The organism is Mucilaginibacter sp. (genome assembly GCF_965277465.1).
Taxonomy (GTDB): domain Bacteria; phylum Bacteroidota; class Bacteroidia; order Sphingobacteriales; family Sphingobacteriaceae; genus Mucilaginibacter.
This window is the reverse complement of record NZ_CBDICW010000002.1, coordinates 2316421-2332909: the sequence shown is the minus strand read 5'-3', so window position 1 is coordinate 2332909 and position 16489 is coordinate 2316421. Positions and strand designations below refer to the sequence as shown.

The following is a 16489-nucleotide window of genomic DNA, read 5'->3' as shown; positions in this document are numbered from 1 at the left end:
ATCAATCCAGTCCCGCTGCGAGATTTTGCGGGTCAACGCTGCCGCTATTTTCGCTGGTAATTTTACTCAGGTTAAAATTCAAACCTCCGTCGTGGTCACCGCCAGTGATATGCCCTTGTTCGAATAAAGAAACAAGAATGTGCTTGGTCTCTGTTTTCAAATGACCGTCCAGTTTTCCGGCTACCAGTTTTTCCAATTGTACGATTACATCACCTGCCGTCCCGCTGCCGATTTGCGCAAGGGCGAAAATGACCTTTTGCTTTTGGTTAATTGCTTCTGCATAGCGCGCAAGAATCTGTAACGGTTTGTATTCCTCATGGAATTCTTCATCAGTCAGGCTCATGATTTGTTTTCCTTTTCTTCTTTAAAATGTTCCCGCGCCAGCTTCAGGCCCGTAGCAATCGCTTCGCCCTCGTTTCCGGTGCTCTTTAATACTTCATTGGCGATCTCGGTCGCTTTTTCCCGGATCTTCTTAGGTTGATTTTTATAAGATGGTGGATATTCACCTTTAGGCCATGGCATAAGTCCTCCTTTTAATCTCGAACAACTGATATTATTCTTTGTTTATTCATCATGAAAATTGCTACTTACAACATCAACGGTATCAACGGCCGCCTGCATAATCTTTTACGCTGGCTGGCGGAGGAAAAGCCGGATATCGTTTGTTTGCAGGAATTGAAAGCGCCGGATAATCTTTTTCCTGAACAGGCTTCGCTCGGTATCGGCTATAATGCCATTTGGCACGGCCAAAAAAGCTGGAATGGCGTTGCCATCCTTTCGAAATACGAAATTAAAGAAACCAGGCGCGGTCTAGATGGCGAACCCGAAGACACGCATAGCCGCTATTTCGAGAGTTTCATCAATGGTATAGTGATCTGCTGCCTGTATTTGCCGAATGGCAATCCATGGCCGGGCCCGAAGTTTGATTATAAACTTCGCTGGATGGAGCGGCTGCAGGCGCATGCCGATAAATTGCGCAGTTTTAATTTACCGGTAGCATTGGTTGGCGATTATAATGTGATGCCTACCGATCTGGATACCTATAAACCGGAGAAATACCTGGAAAACGCGCTGTTCCGGCCGGAAAGCAAAGCAGCTTTTAAACGTTTGGTCGATTCGGGCTGGACAGACGCGATCCGTAAGCTTTATCCTGATGAGCGGATCTATACATTTTGGGATTATCTGCGAAATGCCTATGGCCGCGATGCCGGGCTGCGGCTTGATCACTTTTTGTTGAATCCATTATTGGAGGATAAATTGGTCACCGCAGGTGTTGACAAACAAGTTCGCGGCTGGGAACATGCCAGCGACCATGCACCGGTTTGGATCACCCTCAAGTAAAACCCCTTCCTTTACGAACCTGGTTTAATGCAATTCAAAAACTATTTATTGTCGTTTGAAGTACTGGTCGCGGTTGATAACTGTCCGCTAAAAATCATGTTTAATGAAAAAAGGACAATCAACCTATCCAAACTTTCACCGGGCATTGGTGTTTTGTTGCTGGAACGCCCTTCCTATGAAAAAGTACCTCAGCAAACAATCGGTCAAAGACGGCTTCACAATTCTTAAAGCCGCTATTAATGGTTTTATGAATGACCTGGCACTGAAATATAGCGCCTCACTTGCTTTTTATACCATCTTTTCGCTTGCCCCCCTGCTGTTGCTGACGATATCGCTGGCGGGTATTTTTCTCGGAAAGGATGCTATACAGGGAAAGGTTTTCTCAGAGATCAACGGATTCGTGGGTAATGATGCTGCAAAGCAGGTACAAGATATGATCAAACACCTGCAAATGTCCGGCAAATCGACCGTTTCCGTCGCCATCGGCGTAATTACACTGGTCATAGGCGCGACCTCGGTGTTCGCCGAAATACAGGAATCCATTAATATCATCTGGCAGGTCAGGACGAAACCCAAAAAAGCCTGGTTAAAACTCATTACTGACCGGTTGTTATCCGGCTCTTTGATCGTTGCGCTGGGATTCTTGTTGCTGGTTTCACTGCTGATCAATGGCGCGCTGCTTGCGGTAAGCGATCACCTGAAAACTTTTGTGCCGGGTATAACGGTCATCGTTTTTAATGTGCTCAACATAATAGTCAGCTTCGTGGTCATCACCTTGCTTTTCAGCGTAATTTTCAAGGTGCTTCCGGATGTGAAAATCGGCTGGCGTGATGTTCTTTCAGGCGCTATTTTTACGGCGGTACTTTTTATGCTGGGCAGGCTGGCGATCGGCCTATATGTAAGTATGTCGGCAACGAGCTCAACCTATGGTGCGGCGGGGTCACTGATCGCTTTATTATTGTGGGTCTACTATACTGCTGTTATTCTCTATTTCGGCGCGGAGTTCACTAAAGCTTATGCAGACTTTACCGGTAAACTGATCCAGCCTGCGGAATATGCGGTTCATCTTGTCCAAAAGGAAGATGAGCGCAATGTCCCGGTAAAACCTAAGAAAGGTCAGGAAAAATTGCGGAGAAATATAAAATCAGATAAAAACAACGGTTAGCGGTTCAGTAAAGTCAGGGTATGGGAGTCGGCTTTACCCTTGAAAAATTTGTCCAAAACCTGATGAAAAACAATATCGCTCTCAGGTACAGCTGCAAACAAAGACATCGAGGACTTTAGCTTCAGGTCATCCGGGCTGCCGAATACGAGATTGGCATCATTAACATTCAGCTCGAGCAGCGCCAGGCAGATGTTGATTAATCGTTGTCCTAACACCGGGTGCCGCAGGTAGGCGTCCGCCTCCTTTAAACCATTGATGCCATAATATTGGGAAGTAGAACTGAACCCAAGCCCTTTTTAGTTGCGGGAAAATATACCACATCCAGTGTCTGCGTTTGCGGCCTGCCCTGACTTCAGAAAGTGCAAGTTCGTAATCGCGCTGCTGCGCATCTAAAAATCTTTCAAATCGGGAGTTTATCGTACATCCGGTAGATCATGCCATCGTGGTTACCCGTATACGTTTTGAGCAGCAGATCCGCGATCAAAGTGAATTGAAACTGGATGATAAAATAGAGGTTAGTAAAAAGGAACTGGATATGGGCCTGGCGCTGATCAACCAGTATGCCGAGCCGCTGGACCTCTCCAAATACAAAGATGAATACCATTCCGAATTACTAAAGCTCATAGAAGCTAAAGCCAAAGGCAAACGGCCGACGATAAAAAAACTCAAACCAAAAGCAGCGAAGGGTGATGATCTATACGATCAGTTAATGAGCAGTTTAGCGGTTAAAAAAGGTGCATGATGAATAAAGCGGGAAAAATTGCCATTACAGGCATTGCCCGCACAATGGTCATGACCGCCGACAGCTACCTGATGTCGCTCTTAATGGATGAAAATTTCCGGGAGCCAGAACATTTGGCGACCATGATCGGGCGGCTGGCGCCGAAGCTGTCAAAGCAGGCGCAAATGATTGCCGGCTGGGGCGCGCATATCGCGATGGGTATCGTATTCGCTTCGGTCTATGTGGAACTATGGGAAACTAAAAAAATAAAACACTCCATTAAAAACGGAATAATATTGGGAATAGTGAGCGGTGTTTTAGGCTTGCTGATCTGGAAAGCGACATTTAAGGTTCACCCTTTACCACCCTGGATTAATTTTGATAAATATTATTGGCAACGAATACCCGCGCATATTGTATTTGCAGTAGGTGCAACAATCGCTTATCGTTTATTGCCCGTTGATAAGCTTACTGATCAACATAACGCTTGAGCAGGTTTAAATTTTTTAAGGCATCTCCGGCTGTGTTATTAAAATAAACAAAAACCATTTTGCCATTTTCTCGCCATTCCTGGATATAAAGCGAATATTCGTAAAGAACCCCGTCATCATAACTGCCTTTATAATCTCCACCGGGGCCGTGAAATCGCTGGTAAATAAACTCGCCTTCCAAATCGATCAGCGGCGTGGCCGAACCGGTTTTATCATGATAAACCAATCCTGCTTTATAATTAACCAGTAATTCATAAACCTTTTCCTGATACCATGACGGGTGGCGGAATTCCACCGCAATATTCCATCCCTTATTTATTTGGGTAATTGCAATCAGTAATTGTTCAAACTGTGGGAAAAGATCAATTTTGACGCTTGGAGGGAACTGTACGAGCACACAACCTTTTTTATCTTTGACGTGATCAATTACAGAAAAGAATTTTTCAATCGCATCGCGACTGAACGCTAGTTGTTTTTGATGCGTGATCTCTTTCCATAATTTGAAGGTAAACCTAAAATTGTCGGGTACCATCGTCGCCCAATTGCTAACGGTGACTGCGCGTGGTATTTTATAAAAAGAACTGTTCATCTCAATGCTGTTGATTTTTATGGCATAATAGGCCAGCCTTGATTTGTCATTGTGTTCCGGGGGGAACTCCCGTTGCGGAATAGCGGTAATTAAACCGCTGGTGCCTGAAAAGAAAAGTCCCTTTATTTTTTTCATCTGTTATTTCGAAGCGCTTTTTTTAAAAACGAATGGTAATGATTTTTATCAGTCAAGATCATAATTATAAATATCCTCTTATGCTAATTACATAAATTAATCCAGAAATATATTTAAACACAGCGGATGGCATCTGTCATTTACGTGTAAAAAATGTATACAATAATCGGATAATTATCAGGACAGTAAAATAGCTTTTTGCGCTATAGTTACTTTTTCAGAAATAATATTTCCTATAAATCACAATATTTCCTAAAAATGGTATATCAATTGTATTCGTACAATTATATTCCAAACCAATAATAATTACAAAAATGGCAACAAAAACAAAGAAAACTGCGCCAGCATCAATCCGCACTCCTGAAGCAGAAGGTGCGCTGAAAGAATTATTTATTGACGAGATGAAAGACATCTATTGGGCGGAAAATCATTTAGCCAAGGCACTTCCGAAAATGATCAAGGGAGCCACTTCAGATGAGTTGAAGCAAACCATTACTGACCATCTTGAGCAAACCAAGAACCATGTAACCCGTCTTGAAAGCGCTTTTGAATCCATTGGAGAAAAAGCAAAACCGGTAAAATGCCTGGCGATGGAAGGCTTGTTAAAAGAGGCTGATGAATTGCTATCTGAAACAAATAAAGGCACAGAGGTACGTGATGTGGCTATTATCTCTGCCGCTCAAAAAGTGGAGCACTATGAGATCGCATCTTATGGTACTTTGAAAACGTTGGCCACCACATTAGGTTTTACTGAAGCTGCCGACCTGTTTGCTCAAACGCTTGAAGAAGAAAAAACAGCTGATTCTTTGTTAACCAAAGTAGCTGAAAATTATGTAAACGAAGCCGCTTTGGCAGAATAAAAACATCTACCTATGGAAACTACAGAAAAAACAATCGATGTATTAAACGACCTGTTAAAGATTAATAATGACCGTGTCGCCGGGTTTGAAAAAGCCTTTGAAAATTTGGAAGAAGATGATAACGGTTTACGCCCGGTATTTAATAAACTGGCTGGCGAAAGCCGCGATAATGCCGCGCAACTGGCGGAAAAATCGAGGCAATTTAACGGCGAAGCCGCTGACGGTACAAGTATCTCGGGTTCGCTTCACCGTGCCTGGCTTGATGTGAAATCTACATTTACCGGCAATGACCTCGAAAGCATTTTAGACGAGTGCGAAAGAGGTGAAGATGCAATTAAAGCTGCCTATCACTCTGCGCTGGAAGATTCAAATGAGTTGCCTTATGAGGTAGTGCAATTGATCACCAATCAGCAACAAGGGATTATAGAAGGTCATGACCTGATCAAATCCCTGCGCGATCAGGCAAGGCAGGCCACTGAAACTTTAGATAATCAGGAAAGCACTACCCAAGGTGCTTATATAAGTAGCCAGGATAAGCAAGACTGGGAAAACAAAGAAGAGGACTTTAAGCCTTTTGCATCACAGGCATCATCAAAAAGCAATGCCGGGGCAGATGACTTCAATGACGATGAGTTGGCGTTAGCTAACGAGGTTCCGTCCGGACCGGCCGTTGACAGGGGTCCGGTTGATGTTGGTGAATTTCAAAGCCTGAACCAGGAGATCAATCAAAATAATTATGACCTGCCCGGACAAAGGTCTGCTGAAGTTCCGGCATCAGCTGATTCCAGGCTGCAGGAATTCTTTGTCAATGAATTAAAGGACTTGTTATGGGCGGAAAAGAAGATTGTGGACACGCTGCCAAAAATGAGGGAAGCCGCGACCTCGCCTGAACTACAGGAAGCCTTCGATAATCATTTAGCGGAAACCGAAGGCCATGTACAACGCCTGGAACAGATTTTCGGATTGCTTGGTTTGGAACCGGATACGACTAAATGCGACGCTATGGATGGAATTGTTGATGAAGGTGAAGAGATCATTAGCGATACGGAAGACGGCACAGCCACCAGGGATGTGGGATTAATATTCGCCGGCCAGAAGGTCGAGCACTATGAGATCGCTTCCTATGGCGGTATGGTGAGTCTTGCTAAAACGCTTGGTTACCATGAGGCTGCCGATTTATTGATCCTGACGCTGAATGAAGAGAAAGCAGCGGATGACCTGCTGACCGGGATCGCTGAAAATCATGTTAACTATGAAGCGGCCGGAGAAGAAAAAGAAAAAGGTTTCTTTTCATGATTTTTTAACCAATTAAAATCAAAATATCATGTTTCACCACGTAAAAGACTTACAATTCAACGCCAGGGTTTCGCGCCCTGACCCGCGCTTTGCCAACCTATTATTAGAGCAGTTCGGCGGGGAGAATGGCGAACTGGCTGCCGCGATGCAGTATTTTACCCAAGCCTTCGGTGCTAAGCAGCCGCACCCTGATAAATACGATATGCTGATGGACATTGCCACCGAAGAATTCAGCCACCTGGAGATTGTGGGCGCTACGATACAAATGCTGCTGAAAGGCGTAAACGGCGATTTAAAAAACGCCGCTGAGCAAAGCGAGATCATGGTCGCGATGAATGGCAAGGCCGCAAAAGAAAACGTTATTCATGCTGCCTTATCAGCTAATCCTCAATTTCCGATCATTACCGGCGGAGGACCGACACCAAGAAACAGCCAGGGCATTCCATGGTGTGCTTCCTACATTAATTCTAATGGTGACCTGACGGTTGATTTGCGGACCAATTTAGCTTCAGAATCAAGGGCCAAATTAGTTTACGAGCACCTGATGAAATTTACAGACGATCCTTACATTCACGAAACCTTGTCGTTCTTAATGACCCGAGAGGTAACACACTATAAAATGTTCGAGGCGGCACTAAATAGTATTCAGCCGAATTTCCCGCCGGGCGTATTAGCCGCTGATCCAAGGTATTTACAACAAGTCTATAACTTATCAGACGGCACCGTTCGTGGCCCCTGGAATGAAGGCGAGATAAAAGGAATGGGCAAGGACTTTGAATATGTTGAAAATCCAATAGCCTATGTAAAAGAAACGGAAGGATTGACCGCTTTACCTCACGATAAAAGTAAAGAGCTCAAATCGACGGAAAAATTAAACAAGGATATGAGCAAAGTTAAAAGTGAGGAAGTAACTAAAGCTGAGCCTGAAGGGGTAGCGCAGTGGAATACTTACTAAATTGTTAATAATTGTCTAATGAATGAAAATCTTTTTTTAAAGGGCCAGCGTGTAATTACCCCGGAAGGTGAAGGAGAGGTAGTAGACGCCATTGGAGATAAGATAGTGGTGAAACTGGATAACGGTGAGACCCAAACTTTTCCTTCCGATGATTTGCAGGATAACAGCAGCGCAGGCTAAAAAAACCAAAAATTAAAAATCATGAAAAAACTAAATTTATTGTTATTGACCGCAGCATTTGCGGGAACTTTCCAGGCCTGTTCCAGTCATAAAACGGCGGCTAACGGAGACAGTACTACCACCACAACAGATACCACAAAGATGACTACGACTGTAAAAACGGATTCATCTGGAATGGTGTTAAGTGATACTGCTTTTGCTGCTAAAGCCGCAGTAGGCGGGATGGCTGAAGTGGCCTTAGGAAAAATGGCTGCTAGCAAAAGTTCGGATAGCAAGATCAAGGATTTCGGCAGTATGATGGTGATGGATCATGGAAAAGCTAATTCCGAACTAATGACCATTGCTAAATCAAAAAATATCGTGCTGCCAACCGGGCTGGATGCCGAGCACCAGGCGAAAAGTGATAGCTTGAGTAAACTAAGCGGCAAGGATTTCGATATGGCTTATGTAAATGCCATGATCGAAGGGCACAAAAAAACTTTGGCTCTAATGCAGTCTGAAGCAACAAATGGCAAGGATGCCGACCTGAAAGCATTTGCAGCTAAAACAGCGCCTGTGGTGCAATCGCACCTTACCAAGATTCAACAGATCCATGACAGTATGAAATAATTGTGATTGTTGTAGTTTATAAAAAAACGCTGCTTGTATTAGCGGCGTTTTTTTTTTTTTTTTATAAATTAATTAATTAGAAAATAATTTATTTAGAAATCAATCGTTAGAGTCTTATAACTAACAGATTAGATCACTGTCAGTTGAAAGTTAATTAGCAGGAGGGGGTCGGGTGGGTTGTGCAATCCTGCTTTTTAGATTTTCAATTTATCTAAGATCTCGCTTATCGAAAATTTCGCGCCGCAAACAAATTCATCGGCCGCGCCATAATAGATGGTAAGATCATCTCCCTCAACGATATGACCGTTGGTAAATACAACATAGCCAAAAAATCCGCTGAGTTCATAAACTTCCGTGGGTACCATGATCGGATCAATTGTGCGCGCGATCACTATTGAGGGGTCTTTTAAATCCATTAGAAAAGCGCCTAAGCAATATTGATGCGCTTCATTTGCGCCATGATATATTTCCAGCCATCCTCTTTCGGTTCTAATGGGTGCCGCTCCTGCACCCACTCTTGCGCTGTCCCACATCCCCGGTCTCGTTTTGATAATGCATTCGTGCCTGCCCCAATGCTCAGCATCAGGGGATTCCGCCAGCCATATATAATTCCCACCAATTTCCTTACTGCTGGGCCGGTGCAGGCAATAATATTTGTCGCCAATCTTTTCTTCAAAGATCGCGCAGTCCTTATTATGCGGTGGTAAGATCAGGCCCTTTTCTTCAAAATGCCGCCAATCCCTGGTTGTTTTTAAACCAACACCGACACCACTGTCAGAAACCGCGGTAAAGGTCAGGTAATAGCTATCGCCAATTTGTGAAACCCGGCAATCTTCGATACCATACCGCTCTAAATATCCTTTTCCGAAAATTCCGGGGTATTCGGGATCTTCCTTAAAGTGAATGCCGTCATCACTGGATAGTAAACGTAGATGGGAAATCGTGGTCAGGTAATCCAGCCCTTTATAATTCACTACCCGCGCGTCGCTTGCGATCAGATTCGGATCGTTAAGTGGTACTTCGATAATCTCTGTATTGCCGGTTGCGTTTAGCACCGGGAAATTGATTACGCCCTCTTTTTGACCAACGCCTTCGGCGAGACGAACAATCAGCCATACCTTATTTTGAAACATAAATACGCCGGGATTTAACAGGCTAATGACCTGGATGCCAGGGTGACTTGGACTGATATCTTTTGGTAATAATAACGGGTTTTCAGGAAAACGTCTGGCCAGATCTTTCATTCCTACCTAACGCTTCACCGAACATTTCAGTTTTAATAATTTTAGGAAACAAATAGGAATTGGCATGGTTTTGATAGTTGACTTCATCACGCTGTCACCAACGTTCACTGCGTAATAAAATTATTTAACGATTAGTTTTTATACAATGAATGCATTATCTCCCTGGGCGAAAGCCGCTAAAGACATTTTTGAAGAACAGGATCTGCCGGTCATCTTTGAATATAATTTACTGGGCTACGAATTAAAAGTTTATTTACACAACAATGCGTTATGGATCTGTGCTAGTTGCGCAAATGGCGCGCAGCTTATTTTCAGGGCAGCTTATGCGCCTAACGAGATACTGCAGGCTGATAAAATTACTAAACGGAATAACGGCGTAAGTTTTCATTTAAAAGCAGGCATCGGGAACTACACCGTTGATCTGGAATTTCCTGTTACGGATAAAGCTTTATTTCACTACACCACCACGCTCATTGCAGCAGAGCCGCTTTTGATTCCTTTTTGGCCACGTGAATTGGTAATTGCAGCGCCTGAAAAAGAACAACCAGAAGGTAAAATTCATATCAGGCAGATAGGCACTCGTTCCGGGCTTCAATATTTCAGCTTGGATAAGCCCAAATCAGGTTCTGTACTTTATTTCCAGAACCTGACCGCGCTGAATGATTACGCGCAAGCCACAGAAACATCGCTCGGAAACGTCGTTGGTGGAACCTGGCCGGAGATCGGCTTCGCGCTGCCGCCTACTAAAGATAAACCCATACCTGCCGGGAAAAAGCTGGTCATTTCAGACGCCTTTATCGCCTTAGACCCTGAAAATCCGGCGGATGAAATGGCTGCAGCAAAGCAGTTTCTAAACTTGCTGGCGGATATCTACTTGCTGCTGCCTAAGCCGGACACGCAGTTTCATAACTGGACAAAGATCGTTAATCAGGGACTGGATGATCTGCAAAACAGCCATGGCTGCTGGTCGCATGGTGCCGGGCAGGATTACCTGAATGCTTATGTGGCTGATTATAAAACGCCCCCTGAGTTGATGGTGCAGCTGGCGGTCTTGCTGCCGCTAACCGATTACCACGACTGGTGTAAAACCGAGTTACCGGCAATCAAAAAAATACAGAACGGGCTGGATGTTTTCTTTAACAAGGATTTAGGCACTGTGGTACGTTTTCTGCCGACACTGGCCGATGAACTGGATGGTTCAGAAGAACAGCTGAAACCTAATGTCATGGATTCCTGGTACCTGCATCATCCCTTGCTGAATTTAGGACGGCTGGCCTTACGGGGGGATAAGCAGGGCGAGAGACTGTTTTTGGGTTCGCTTGACTTTACCATCAAAGTGGCGCGACACTTTAATTACGAGTGGCCGGTGTTTTATAACATGGATACGCTGGAAGTAATTAAAGCGGAAACACAGGAAGGTAAAGGAGGCGAAAAAGATGTAGCCGGGCTTTATGCGCTGGTGATGCTGCACGCCTGGCAATTGACCAAAGAGAATAAATACTTATTGGAAGCAAAAAAGGCTGCGAAAACTTTAAAAGGAAAAGGATTTGAACTCTTTTACCAGGCCAATAACACCGCCTTTTCGGCTAACGCGATGCTGTGGCTTTATAAGGAAACAAAAGATCAGTTGTATCTCGACCTGGCTTATCTCTGTATCGCCAATATCTTTAAAAACTTCCAGCTTTGGGAGTGTAATTATGGCTACGCCAAAGACTATGCAACTTTCTTTGCCATGTTCCCCTTGAATGACGCGCCTTATACCGCAGCTTACGAAGAACAGGAGGTCTTTGCTGCTATGCATAACTTCCTACTGTACGCCGAAGATGAGGAGATCTTACCATCCCTCAACATGTTGATCCCCGAATTCATTCGATATATCCTTAATCGAGCGGCTTATTACTATCCGCCCAACCTTCCGCAAGAAATGTTGTCCGAAGATGTGACCAAGGGGCAGGTAGATCAAAAACTTTGGATTGCCATCGAGGACATCCATGACGGCTGGGAGAAATCAGGCGCGGTGGGGCAAGAGGTTTATGGCGCAGGGGTTGCCTTTGGTATCGTGCCACGCCATTATTACCAGGTGCCGGGTGAAGACTTTTTGATCTACCTGGATTACCCGACCGCCTCCTTTGTAAAAAAAGGCAAACAAGTAAGCTTTAAAGTAAAAGGCGATCCCCGTTTAACCTGCCGGATGATCGTCGTCAAGCAACAGGCTGAACTTCCTCCACTTAAAGTGTATTTCAATGGACAAAAGGACGCTGCTGACGAAAAGAAAATAAAGAATGGTAACTTCGAATATGTCGTTCACGGTTCTGACAAAATCAGGATAAGCTGGAAATGAAGCTTGTAACCGCTATGGTGGAATGCCCGAGGGGCATCAATCATAAACTGGAATACAATCCCGAAGAGAAACACTTTAGGCTTTCTAAAATCCTGCCAGCAGGGCTAACCTTCCCCTTTGACTTTGGCTTTATTACTGATACCAGAGGAGAAGATGGCGATCCGCTTGATATAATTGTCGTATCGGAAATAACCAGCTTTCCGGGTATAATGATTGAATGCCGGATTGTTGGTTCGCTGGCGGCTTTACAGACGGAGCGTGACGGGAAAACGATGCGTAATGACCGCTATATTGGCATCCCGGTCGTCTCACAATTGTTTTCCAATGTCAGAGATATCTCGGATTTGACGGAAGCCATACTTAATCAAATGGAAGCCTTTTTCAGCAATTACAATGAACAGGCCGGCAAAACTTTTAAAGTTTTGGAACGGAAGAATGCAGCAGCGGCTTATGAAGACATTAAAAGACAAAGATTTAATTAAATAGCTATGGATTTATTACAACAACTTTTTGGCGAGGGAAGAAATCTGGATACGCTCCAAATGTGCAGCCGGTCAGTCGCTGTTTTCCTGATTGCTTTTATACTCATTAGAATCTCCGGGCGCAGATCCTTTGGTCTGCGTATGCCGCTGGATAATATAATTACGATTCTCTTAGGTGCTATTTTGAGCAGGGCGGTGGTTGGTGTATCAGCTTTTATACCAGTTATAATCTCTTGTTTTGTGATTGTTCTGCTCCATCGCGGCGTTAGCTGGCTGATCATGCGTAGCCCCGGATTCAGTCGGATTGCAGGCGGAAGCAAAATTGTGTTATTTGAAAACGGAGAATTTGTAAAATCAGGCATGGAGAATGGCCTGGTCTGTCAGGAGGACATTATGCAGGGAGTACGGAAGTCAGCGTTAACCGAAGATATGAAGAATATCGAGAAGGTTTATATGGAAAGAAATGGGGAGATCAGCGCGATTAAAAAATGAGCTAACTGTTAGTATCCCTTCCAAAAAAGTATTGAAAACTGTGCTAATGATTCTTAATACAATCTTTTTCAGCGTTTTTTCGGCCACCACGCTAAAGGAAACTCGATCTTATCTACTGCGTCCACGACCATGTGGGGCCGATAGCCATACTTGATCAACTGTGCCTTATCAGCTATCCCTGACAGCACAAGTATCGTTTTGAATCCCATATAAATTCCACCGATAATGTCGGTCTCCATGGTATCCCCAATCACGGTTACGTCTTCCGGTTTCAAACCCATATAAGCAGCAGCGGAGCGCATCATTACCGGGCTGGGCTTGCCGATCACAAATGGTTCGCGGCCGCTTGCTTCTTCAATCATTGCCGCTGTAGCCGCTATACCCAGATTGTTCCAGCCCTCGCGCCGTGGCGAGGGGTCGCGGTTTGTGGCGATAAATCTTGCGCCCGCCAGAATCATGTCAACCGCCTTATGTACTTTATCCAAACTGAATTCCTGCCCTTCGCCTAAAATAACCAGGTCCGGCTTTTTGTCGGTCATTCGGATGCCTGCGTTTTTCAGGCTCTTCAATAAGCCTCCTTCACCTAATACGTGCACGCTGCAGTCCGGAAAATGTTCTGTCAGAAAAGTGGCAGTAGCCATCGCGCTGGTGTAAATATGTTCTTCAGTAACATCGATACCCATTTTAGCCAGTTTTTCAACCGCATCAGCACGGCTTTTTGAACTGTTGTTGGACAGGAAAGTAAACGGAACCTTATCTTTAAGTAAGCGTTTAACAAATGCATCTGCGCCATTTATCAGTTCTTCCCCGGCGTATATTACGCCGTCCATATCGATCATTAATCCGTGTTTCATCCGTCTATTTTTAAGAAAAAATGCTTTGCGCTTTTTTTATGGTTTTTCCCAGGTCTATACTCTCACCCAGCACACCCTTAAAAAGATCTCCTACTTCTTTAAATCTATCAATAGCGTTATGAATATTAAAATGCTGTATTGTCAGACCGGGTTTGACTTCATCCCAATTCAATGGCGTGGAAACGGTGCCTCCGGGTTTTGGCCGTAGAGAATATGGGCCTGCGATAGTGGCACCCGGCCGGTTCTGTAAGAAGTCAAGGTACATTTTACCATTGCGCGCGGCAATGCTTCGTTCAAGGCTGGTATAATCCGGAATCTGTTTATGAACCAGTTTGACAATGATATTGGCGAACAACTGGCTTTGCTGGTAACTGTACTTGCCTTCCAGCGGAATATAAATGTGCATACCAGTTGATCCTGATGTTTTAGGATAGCTCGGCACATCTATAGCATCTAAAATATCTTTAGTAATCCGCGCGGCTTCAACTACCTGATCGTAGGTATGTTTGTCAGGGTCCAAGTCGATTACGCAATAATCCGGATTATCCGGTGTTTGGGCACGGCTAAACCAGGGATTGATCTCAATGCAGCCCAATGAGGCCATCCAAAGTAAGCTGGCTTCATCAGTTCCGACAAGATATTTGGTGACCTTCCCTTCATCGGTCACATGATCAAAAGTTTTTGCCCAATCGGGTGCTTTATCAGTAACATTTTTTTGGTAAAAGCTTTGTCCGTGTATGCCGCCCGGAAAACGGTTAAGCGACATGGGCCTGTCCTTCAGGTAAGGCATCATGTATTCGCCAACCTTATAATAATAGTTGAGCATTTGCCCCTTTGTGATCTTATCTTCCGGCCAATAGAATTTGGTAACGTGGTTAAATTTCAGTTCATGTCCGCAGACCTTTTTTACCTGCGTATCCTCGGTTGGATTAAGCAGGGTTTTACGTTCCGTATTCTTAACCGGAGCTAATGACAGGTCAGGCTTTTTATCTGTTGTGTTTTTCTTTGCTGTTGCTTGTTTAACTGGTGTTTCATCAACTTCGGTTACCGTTTCTTCTGTAGCTGCCGGTGTTTCTAAAATGACATCCTTTGCGTTTTTATCAGTTCGCATCCCTTTAAATGATGCCTGACGAAAAACACCGTCGCTGGTAACTTCCGCAAAGCTAACTTCACAAACTAGTTCGGGCTTTAACCAGGTCGGTTTAGCGCCCATGCGCTTTGGACGGAAACGGGTTGGTTTGTCTACATCCACCTCATAATCAAACGGACTTTTATCCGTGATGAGCGGCTTGAATTGCGCCATCATTTCCTTTTGTAGTTTATCAGAGAAGCCGGTACCGACCTTGCCGACAAATTGTAATTCTTTTCCCTTATAAACCCCTAATACCAGTGCACTGAAAGATTTGCCGGTTCCTTCGTTTTTTGTAAAACCTGCAATTACTACTTCCTGCCGCCTTTGTACTTTCACCTTCAGCCATTCTTTACTTCGTAGATCAGAGGTGTAGGCGCTGTCCGCCTTTTTTGCAATAATTCCTTCCAGCCCCATACGTTCCGCTGCAGCAAAAAAGTCAATGCCATTAGCGTCAAACACTTTGCTCTGGCGGATGTGATCGTTGTCGGTCGGCAGGATGGATTGCAGTACCGCTTGCCTATCGCTGAGCGGCAGGCCCATCAGGTTTTTCCCTTCGTACCAGAGAATATCAAATATGTAATAAACGAGGTTGCCATCCGCCTCGCTGCGCCAGTTTTGCATGGCACCGAAATCTGAAATGCCTTTTTCATTCAGCACCAATAACTCACCATCGAGCACCGCATCCATTTTCCAGCTTTTTAGCGCATCGTTGATCGGATAATATTTTTCAAAGGGCAGGTTGTTTCTGGAAATGAGTCGGACACCATCTTTTTTGCTAAGGTTGGCCACGGCTCGATAGCCGTCCCATTTTACTTCGAACAGCCAGCCTGGCTCATCAAAAGGTTCGTCGACAAGCATAGCTTTCATGGGCTTTATGTTCGCGGGTACTTTAGATTTTGGAGCGGACTTCAGGATTTTTGCAAAATCTGCTTTTTTCGTCTCCGGCTCGGTTGTTTCTACTTCGTCTGCCAGTTCCTGGTCAGGCACAACATCTTCCTCATGTCCATGCTGCCAAACTTTTTCACTGGTTTTGGCCATTGTTTCGATGGTCTTGCCTGAAAGTACGGATTGATCCTGTTTCGTCACGTCTTCACCCGTAGAAAATTCATCTTTATGTTTGATCATCAGCCAAGCATTTTCTCCCATGCCGTGTGTTTTGACCAGGGCGAATTCACCGTTCAGCTTTTCACCATGGAGTTTTATTTTTAGTTGGCCGGATGCCAACTGTTTCAACAAAGCTTTTTCCTGAGCTTTTTTGCCCTTGATAGGTTCGATAGGTTCATAAGTTCCTTCGTCCCAAACGATGACCGTACCGCCGCCATATTCGCCTTCTGGTATGATGCCCTCAAAATTCAAATAATCAAAAGGATGATCCTCGACCATCATTGCCAGGTGTTTTATTTTGGGGTCTAGCATCGGGCCTTTCGGAACAGCCCAGCTTTTTAGTACGCCGTCCATTTCGAGCCTGAAATCATAGTGAAGGCGGGAAGCGTCATGCTTCTGCACGACGAAGATCAGGTGATCCTTGTCCTTACTGGCCCCGGCTTTCGGTTCGGAGGTTTTCTTAAAATTCCTTTTTTTGACGTATTCTTTCAGGCCCAT

Annotated in this window: 20 protein-coding genes; 12 read left to right on the top strand and 8 right to left on the bottom strand. The window is 44.5% G+C overall.

The genetic code is table 11. The features are described 5' to 3' along the window. Window position 1 precedes the first annotated feature (1 nt). Window positions 2-343, bottom strand: a complete 342-nt coding sequence (locus ACQY4U_RS22610; protein WP_428331731.1) for a hypothetical protein — start codon at window positions 341-343, stop codon at window positions 2-4. After that, complete coding sequence (locus ACQY4U_RS22605) at window positions 340-522, bottom strand: hypothetical protein (protein WP_428331730.1); 183 nt, start codon at window positions 520-522, stop codon at window positions 340-342. Before ACQY4U_RS22605 ends, ACQY4U_RS22610 begins: the two co-directional genes overlap by 4 nt. 51 nt (window positions 523-573) lie before the next feature. Here ACQY4U_RS22605 and xth point away from each other — a divergent pair, with 51 nt between their 5' ends. Beyond that, complete coding sequence (xth, locus tag ACQY4U_RS22600; protein ID WP_428331729.1) at window positions 574-1341, top strand: exodeoxyribonuclease III; 768 nt, start codon at window positions 574-576, stop codon at window positions 1339-1341. 103 nt (window positions 1342-1444) lie between these two features. After that, window positions 1445-2506, top strand: a complete 1062-nt coding sequence (locus tag ACQY4U_RS22595; protein ID WP_428331728.1) for a YihY/virulence factor BrkB family protein — start codon at window positions 1445-1447, stop codon at window positions 2504-2506. On the opposite strand, the gene ACQY4U_RS22590 is transcribed toward ACQY4U_RS22595, so the two are convergent. Further along, complete coding sequence (locus tag ACQY4U_RS22590; RefSeq protein WP_428331771.1) at window positions 2503-2763, bottom strand: DUF1810 family protein; 261 nt, start codon at window positions 2761-2763, stop codon at window positions 2503-2505. The genes ACQY4U_RS22595 and ACQY4U_RS22590 overlap by 4 nt on opposite strands. Then, window positions 2666-2923 carry a DUF1810 family protein gene (locus ACQY4U_RS22585; protein ID WP_428331770.1) on the bottom strand — a complete coding sequence of 86 codons (258 nt, stop codon included), beginning with the start codon at window positions 2921-2923 and terminating at the stop codon, window positions 2666-2668. Before ACQY4U_RS22585 ends, ACQY4U_RS22590 begins: the two co-directional genes overlap by 98 nt. Before the next feature lie 25 nt (window positions 2924-2948). Here ACQY4U_RS22585 and ACQY4U_RS22580 point away from each other — a divergent pair, with 25 nt between their 5' ends. Next, window positions 2949-3248, top strand: a complete 300-nt coding sequence (locus tag ACQY4U_RS22580; protein WP_428331727.1) for a hypothetical protein — start codon at window positions 2949-2951, stop codon at window positions 3246-3248. Then, window positions 3245-3718: a hypothetical protein gene (locus tag ACQY4U_RS22575; protein ID WP_428331726.1), complete on the top strand. Its 474-nt coding sequence runs from the start codon at window positions 3245-3247 to the stop codon at window positions 3716-3718. The genes ACQY4U_RS22580 and ACQY4U_RS22575 overlap by 4 nt, the downstream gene beginning before the upstream one ends. Here ACQY4U_RS22575 and ACQY4U_RS22570 read toward each other — a convergent pair. After that, complete coding sequence (locus ACQY4U_RS22570; RefSeq protein WP_428331725.1) at window positions 3696-4442, bottom strand: DUF72 domain-containing protein; 747 nt, start codon at window positions 4440-4442, stop codon at window positions 3696-3698. The genes ACQY4U_RS22575 and ACQY4U_RS22570 overlap by 23 nt on opposite strands. 314 nt (window positions 4443-4756) lie before the next feature. On the opposite strand from ACQY4U_RS22570, the gene ACQY4U_RS22565 reads away from it, so the two are divergent. The 5 genes from ACQY4U_RS22565 to ACQY4U_RS22545 are packed head-to-tail and all read left to right on the top strand — an operon-like array spanning window position 4757 to window position 8342. Continuing rightward, complete coding sequence (locus tag ACQY4U_RS22565) at window positions 4757-5302, top strand: ferritin-like domain-containing protein (protein WP_428331724.1); 546 nt, start codon at window positions 4757-4759, stop codon at window positions 5300-5302. Window positions 5303-5314: 12 nt separating this feature from the next. After that, window positions 5315-6598 carry a DUF892 family protein gene (locus ACQY4U_RS22560; RefSeq protein ID WP_428331723.1) on the top strand — a complete coding sequence of 428 codons (1284 nt, stop codon included), beginning with the start codon at window positions 5315-5317 and terminating at the stop codon, window positions 6596-6598. 28 nt (window positions 6599-6626) lie between these two features. Next, window positions 6627-7553 (top strand): manganese catalase family protein, encoded by a 927-nt coding sequence (locus ACQY4U_RS22555; RefSeq protein WP_428331722.1) that lies wholly within the window; start codon window positions 6627-6629, stop codon window positions 7551-7553. Between the two features lie 18 nt (window positions 7554-7571). After that, window positions 7572-7733 (top strand): hypothetical protein, encoded by a 162-nt coding sequence (locus ACQY4U_RS22550; RefSeq protein ID WP_428331721.1) that lies wholly within the window; start codon window positions 7572-7574, stop codon window positions 7731-7733. Window positions 7734-7754: 21 nt separating this feature from the next. Continuing rightward, window positions 7755-8342 carry a DUF4142 domain-containing protein gene (locus ACQY4U_RS22545; protein ID WP_428331720.1) on the top strand — a complete coding sequence of 196 codons (588 nt, stop codon included), beginning with the start codon at window positions 7755-7757 and terminating at the stop codon, window positions 8340-8342. A 194-nt stretch (window positions 8343-8536) separates the two neighbouring features. Here the strand turns inward: ACQY4U_RS22545 and ACQY4U_RS22540 are convergent, their stop codons facing one another. After that, on the bottom strand, window positions 8537-9586 hold the full coding sequence (locus ACQY4U_RS22540) for a glycoside hydrolase family 130 protein (RefSeq protein ID WP_428331719.1): 1050 nt from the start codon (window positions 9584-9586) through the stop codon (window positions 8537-8539). 145 nt (window positions 9587-9731) lie between these two features. On the opposite strand from ACQY4U_RS22540, the gene ACQY4U_RS22535 reads away from it, so the two are divergent. Genes ACQY4U_RS22535 through ACQY4U_RS22525 form a run of 3 tightly spaced genes read left to right on the top strand, consistent with a single transcriptional unit; the run spans window position 9732 to window position 12901 of the window. Then, window positions 9732-11927, top strand: coding sequence for a hypothetical protein (locus ACQY4U_RS22535; protein WP_428331718.1), 2196 nt, complete (start codon window positions 9732-9734; stop codon window positions 11925-11927). Beyond that, window positions 11924-12409: an inorganic diphosphatase gene (locus tag ACQY4U_RS22530; protein WP_428331717.1), complete on the top strand. Its 486-nt coding sequence runs from the start codon at window positions 11924-11926 to the stop codon at window positions 12407-12409. Before ACQY4U_RS22535 ends, ACQY4U_RS22530 begins: the two co-directional genes overlap by 4 nt. Before the next feature lie 6 nt (window positions 12410-12415). After that, window positions 12416-12901, top strand: a complete 486-nt coding sequence (locus ACQY4U_RS22525) for a DUF421 domain-containing protein (protein ID WP_428331716.1) — start codon at window positions 12416-12418, stop codon at window positions 12899-12901. A 68-nt stretch (window positions 12902-12969) separates the two neighbouring features. Here the strand turns inward: ACQY4U_RS22525 and ACQY4U_RS22520 are convergent, their stop codons facing one another. After that, complete coding sequence (locus ACQY4U_RS22520; RefSeq protein WP_428331715.1) at window positions 12970-13755, bottom strand: HAD-IIA family hydrolase; 786 nt, start codon at window positions 13753-13755, stop codon at window positions 12970-12972. 10 nt (window positions 13756-13765) lie between these two features. After that, a complete protein-coding gene (gene ligD / locus ACQY4U_RS22515) occupies window positions 13766-16489 on the bottom strand; it encodes a DNA ligase D (protein WP_428331714.1) in 2724 nt (907 codons plus the stop codon).

Bases quoted from the DNA above. Each gene is read 5' to 3' on its own strand.
- ligD (WP_428331714.1), bottom strand. From the start codon at position 16,489: ATGGGCCTGAAAGAATACGTCAAAAAAAGGAATTTTAAGAAAACCTCC.
- ACQY4U_RS22560 (WP_428331723.1), top strand. From the start codon at position 5,315: ATGGAAACTACAGAAAAAACAATCGATGTATTAAACGACCTGTTAAAG.
- xth (WP_428331729.1), top strand. From the start codon at position 574: ATGAAAATTGCTACTTACAACATCAACGGTATCAACGGCCGCCTGCAT.
- ACQY4U_RS22555 (WP_428331722.1), top strand. From the start codon at position 6,627: ATGTTTCACCACGTAAAAGACTTACAATTCAACGCCAGGGTTTCGCGC.
- ACQY4U_RS22595 (WP_428331728.1), top strand. From the start codon at position 1,445: ATGAAAAAAGGACAATCAACCTATCCAAACTTTCACCGGGCATTGGTG.
- ACQY4U_RS22565 (WP_428331724.1), top strand. From the start codon at position 4,757: ATGGCAACAAAAACAAAGAAAACTGCGCCAGCATCAATCCGCACTCCT.
- ACQY4U_RS22575 (WP_428331726.1), top strand. From the start codon at position 3,245: ATGATGAATAAAGCGGGAAAAATTGCCATTACAGGCATTGCCCGCACA.
- ACQY4U_RS22520 (WP_428331715.1), bottom strand. From the start codon at position 13,755: ATGAAACACGGATTAATGATCGATATGGACGGCGTAATATACGCCGGG.
- ACQY4U_RS22610 (WP_428331731.1), bottom strand. From the start codon at position 343: ATGAGCCTGACTGATGAAGAATTCCATGAGGAATACAAACCGTTACAG.
- ACQY4U_RS22550 (WP_428331721.1), top strand. From the start codon at position 7,572: ATGAATGAAAATCTTTTTTTAAAGGGCCAGCGTGTAATTACCCCGGAA.
- ACQY4U_RS22525 (WP_428331716.1), top strand. From the start codon at position 12,416: ATGGATTTATTACAACAACTTTTTGGCGAGGGAAGAAATCTGGATACG.
- ACQY4U_RS22535 (WP_428331718.1), top strand. From the start codon at position 9,732: ATGAATGCATTATCTCCCTGGGCGAAAGCCGCTAAAGACATTTTTGAA.
- ACQY4U_RS22605 (WP_428331730.1), bottom strand. From the start codon at position 522: ATGCCATGGCCTAAAGGTGAATATCCACCATCTTATAAAAATCAACCT.
- ACQY4U_RS22570 (WP_428331725.1), bottom strand. From the start codon at position 4,442: ATGAAAAAAATAAAGGGACTTTTCTTTTCAGGCACCAGCGGTTTAATT.
- ACQY4U_RS22540 (WP_428331719.1), bottom strand. From the start codon at position 9,586: ATGAAAGATCTGGCCAGACGTTTTCCTGAAAACCCGTTATTATTACCA.
- ACQY4U_RS22545 (WP_428331720.1), top strand. From the start codon at position 7,755: ATGAAAAAACTAAATTTATTGTTATTGACCGCAGCATTTGCGGGAACT.
- ACQY4U_RS22530 (WP_428331717.1), top strand. From the start codon at position 11,924: ATGAAGCTTGTAACCGCTATGGTGGAATGCCCGAGGGGCATCAATCAT.